Origin of the sequence: Coleofasciculus sp. FACHB-712 (assembly GCF_014695635.1) — a bacterium.
GTDB lineage: Bacteria > Cyanobacteriota > Cyanobacteriia > Cyanobacteriales > FACHB-T130 > FACHB-T130.
On the sequence record NZ_JACJOQ010000430.1, the window covers coordinates 1 to 3,237 of the forward strand.

General features: G+C 45.4%; 3 protein-coding genes and 1 pseudogene. 1 reads left to right on the plus strand and 3 read right to left on the minus strand.

Features of this window, described 5'->3' with window-relative positions; all coding sequences use genetic code 11:
- The 3 genes and pseudogenes from H6F50_RS13275 to H6F50_RS13285 all read right to left on the minus strand — a co-directional run.
- Window positions 1-477: pseudogene (locus H6F50_RS13275) on the minus strand (sensor protein Chase2); the annotation flags it as partial.
- Window positions 478-486: 9 nt separating this feature from the next.
- Window positions 487-1,434 carry a DUF1822 family protein gene (locus H6F50_RS13280; protein ID WP_190429062.1) on the minus strand — a complete coding sequence of 316 codons (948 nt, stop codon included), beginning with the start codon at window positions 1,432-1,434 and terminating at the stop codon, window positions 487-489.
- Window positions 1,431-2,201, minus strand: a complete 771-nt coding sequence (locus tag H6F50_RS13285; protein ID WP_190429063.1) for a hypothetical protein — start codon at window positions 2,199-2,201, stop codon at window positions 1,431-1,433. Before H6F50_RS13285 ends, H6F50_RS13280 begins: the two co-directional genes overlap by 4 nt.
- 174 nt (window positions 2,202-2,375) lie before the next feature.
- Here H6F50_RS13285 and H6F50_RS13290 point away from each other — a divergent pair, with 174 nt between their 5' ends.
- The gene (locus tag H6F50_RS13290) at window positions 2,376-3,056 is read left to right on the plus strand and encodes an actin-binding WH2 domain-containing protein (protein ID WP_190429064.1); all 681 of its coding nucleotides are present in this window, start codon (window positions 2,376-2,378) and stop codon (window positions 3,054-3,056) included.
- Window positions 3,057-3,237: the final 181 nt, after the last annotated feature.

Sequence of the window (3,237 nt, forward strand, 5' to 3'; positions counted from 1 at the left end):
TTCGTAAGCAGTTGCTCCCAGCGCTACTTCTGCCTTGGGGTAACGCTCGAAAAAATCCCAAAAATGCCAAGGGAGTCGTCGCAGTTGGTTGTTTTCTATTTGCAGAATCAACCGCACTGTATCAGTTGGTAATAATTTTTCGAGTAATTTTTCTCGAATGGGGCGAAATGACTCAGCTTTGAGCCAGATTGTCAAACTATCTGCTAAGGTTTGAGCAGACTGGCGGCAAGCGTCAAGTAAATCTTTTGGAGAACCCTGAATAATTTGTCCTCCTCTTTCTTCCAAGCGAAACAGGAACGACAGACTGCGATAAATAGACTGCCAGTGTTCGTATTGTTCCAGTAACTGAGTTGCTGGGGGCAATTTACCTTTGGCACGGGTGGTAACAGCATGGTTGCCTTCTCCCCGAATTTCCAGCGTTGCTATTGCTCCCTGATGCAAGTCACCATCGATATCCAGGATGACTAACTTTTCCATTGCTGCCTGCTAGATGACAAAGGCTTCTGTGATGCTAGTATCTCCTAACGCTACTTTGACACTAAATTGTTCCCCCACTTGTCCTCTGAATTCATACTGCATGAAGGTGTCAGTCCCGCTAGCGATAATTTCTCTGAATACCTCCCCAGATTCTGTTAATACCATCAACTTCAGTTGATGTGGCAGTGTTATTTGTGGATTTACAGAACAAACTTGCAGATGGATGCTCAATCTTTCTGGGGTTTCTGGCTGGAGGGTGACTATTAAAACAACTGCATTTGTTTCCAACTCGATCCGCTTTGCCCGTCTCACAGTCGATCTGCGTAATGCTAAAAGGGGCGTTTGTGGCGTCAATACCTCCTCCACTGTTTGCCAACCAGACTCGAAGAAATTTTGTAACCAGTTGTTTAGCTGCGATCGCGTCTTGTCGGGTGCATCTGACAGCGCCGATTCGAGTTGATCTAGATACTCCATCAGTGCATCCAAAGATTGCAAGTCAGCCAGTTGCAGTTCCTCTGGCGGATTTTCAGTAGCGATCGCAGGGGCAAATCCTATCAGATGTGCTTCCTGTAAGTAGACTGGTTCTGTGGGAGTAGCACGCGCTCCAAACTGAACTGCCACATAGCCAACTCGGTCTTGCATCACTTCTGGCGGTAGTGTAACAGATGTCTCCCCAGGCAGCACCGGACGGCACTCTAATCTACCTAAGTTGGGCAACACCAGATCCGCCACATCAAACATGGCTCGCATACCAGGATGCCAGCTGTCGCTTGAGGTGAGATCCGGCTCGTATCTCAGCCATTTTAGATAGCGGTGAACCGCCCACACAGCCAGGGTATTGAGATATACCCGTACCCCTTTTTCAGGAGTCGCTTGCTCTTGTGCAAATTGTCGCGCCAGCTGATGGGCGGTGTCGCTGAGGGGAACGTTAAGAGAAACAGGTGCGGTGCTATTCATAAGTCTTCTTCTACATTTGGTTGATAGCCCAAACTTCTAGCGATCGCTTGGAGAAGCGGGAGTCCCTTGTTTTTCCAATGCCAGTTCAGGGTGTTGTAATTAATGTTGAGATCCCGTGCAACAAGAGCGAGTTTGTCGGGTGGATACTTTAACAGCAGGCGCTGGCTGAGGATTTGGCAGTTACACGCTGGATAAGCTTGGGGATGGCAACGCCGAAGTTTGCCTTCCGGATCTCGGTCAATATATTGCTTTAGCTGAACCCCAATTCTTTGATTTTTCCGCTGTTCCTGTTCTAGGCGGGTTTGGGCTTCTATTTCTAAAAGCGTACAGGGAACTGAAGCCGCCAAGCGATCGCCAAAAGTTTCGCTCCCCTCATCCCCCAAGGGCACATCAAGCGAGAGGGGTGGTTTCCTCAGTTGTTCTTGAAATTCCGCTTGAGGATTCTTGGGATTTTTGGCGCGAGTCTGCTGGGAGGAATGCAAGTCGCGCACTTCATATTTCAGGCGTAATTTCAGGTTAATCCAAGCCACCAAACTCTTCTCTAAAGAAGGCTGTCTGGGTTCAAATTCGTGTATTTCATCAGCCAATTTCAGCAATGTATCATCCAAAGCTTCCAAGTAATCCGGGTGAGCGGATCTCGCCAATCCTGGCAATTGCTGAATTTCTATCAACAGCTGATTCATCGCTTTTCGCCAGCTAAGGCTCCCAGATGGATGCTGACGGACTGCTTCAATTAGTTTGCCAAGCCGCTCATCCCGTTCGTTCATAACAGGGAATTCAGTAAGATTCTCTCCTCTGGGTGTTGAGTCCTATCGAATCCGTCTTCGCTTTTCACAGATTTTATAAACTTTTGTAACAAATATCGGGGATATCCCCACAAGTTTGAGGCAGGTGCCTGAGAGATTTGTAGAGCGATACCTGAATTGATAGGAGGAGATGCCATGAATCATTTTGCGATCCTAATGCACTTTTTGCGCGATCGCCAGAAATTTCTGGAAGAGATTAGTAAAGGGATAAGACTTGAAAACAAGATTGTTTCCTTATTAATTAGTAGTTCCGCGTTTTTTGCACTTTATGGAGCAATTATCGGTTCGTTTAGTGGCGGATTGCAAATGGTTGCTTCAGCAATTAAACTACCTGCTTTGTATTTAATCACGTTGGCTATTTGTTTGCCTACTTTATATTTTTTCGATGTGATTACTGGCTCCAAGCGCAGCTTTGGACAATACCTAGCGTTGCTGTTAGCGTCTATGTCAATCATTGGCGTGATGCTGTTCAGTTTTGCACCCATTATCCTGTTTTTCCGTCTTTCCATTAACGACTATCGATTTTTTCAGCTTTTGAATGTACTGGTTTTTACGATTACTGGTTTGATAGGTATTAATGGTTTTTACCGAGGCATGATATTTATCAACGAACAAGATTCTGATAACCCGAAAAAACGCACAGTAATGATTCGAGGTTGGTTAGTGCTATATGGCTTTGTCGGGAGCCAACTGGGATGGACACTCAGACCTTTTTTTGGAACTCCTGATAAACCTTTCGAGCTATTTCGTAATATTGAAAGTAACTTTTATTTTCACATTTGGCACGTAATTAGTAGCGCACTAGGTTTTCGTTAAGCACGTAACAGGAAGCAACTGATATGCAAGCTGACTTAGAAAATTTGCAAATAACAGCAGAGGATCTTGAGAACCTAGTTGATTTAGATACTAGCACTGCCCTAGCAGTTGATATCTATAGAGGGTTGACCCTCAAAAATCCCAAGCAGATGCTATCAGTTCTCCTGACAGAAATATTGAT

Excerpts from the sequence above, each read along its gene's own strand:
- H6F50_RS13285 (WP_190429063.1), bottom strand. The coding sequence starts at position 2,201 with ATGAACGAACGGGATGAGCGGCTTGGCAAACTAATTGAAGCAGTCCGT.
- H6F50_RS13290 (WP_190429064.1), top strand. The coding sequence starts at position 2,376 with ATGAATCATTTTGCGATCCTAATGCACTTTTTGCGCGATCGCCAGAAA.
- H6F50_RS13280 (WP_190429062.1), bottom strand. The coding sequence starts at position 1,434 with ATGAATAGCACCGCACCTGTTTCTCTTAACGTTCCCCTCAGCGACACC.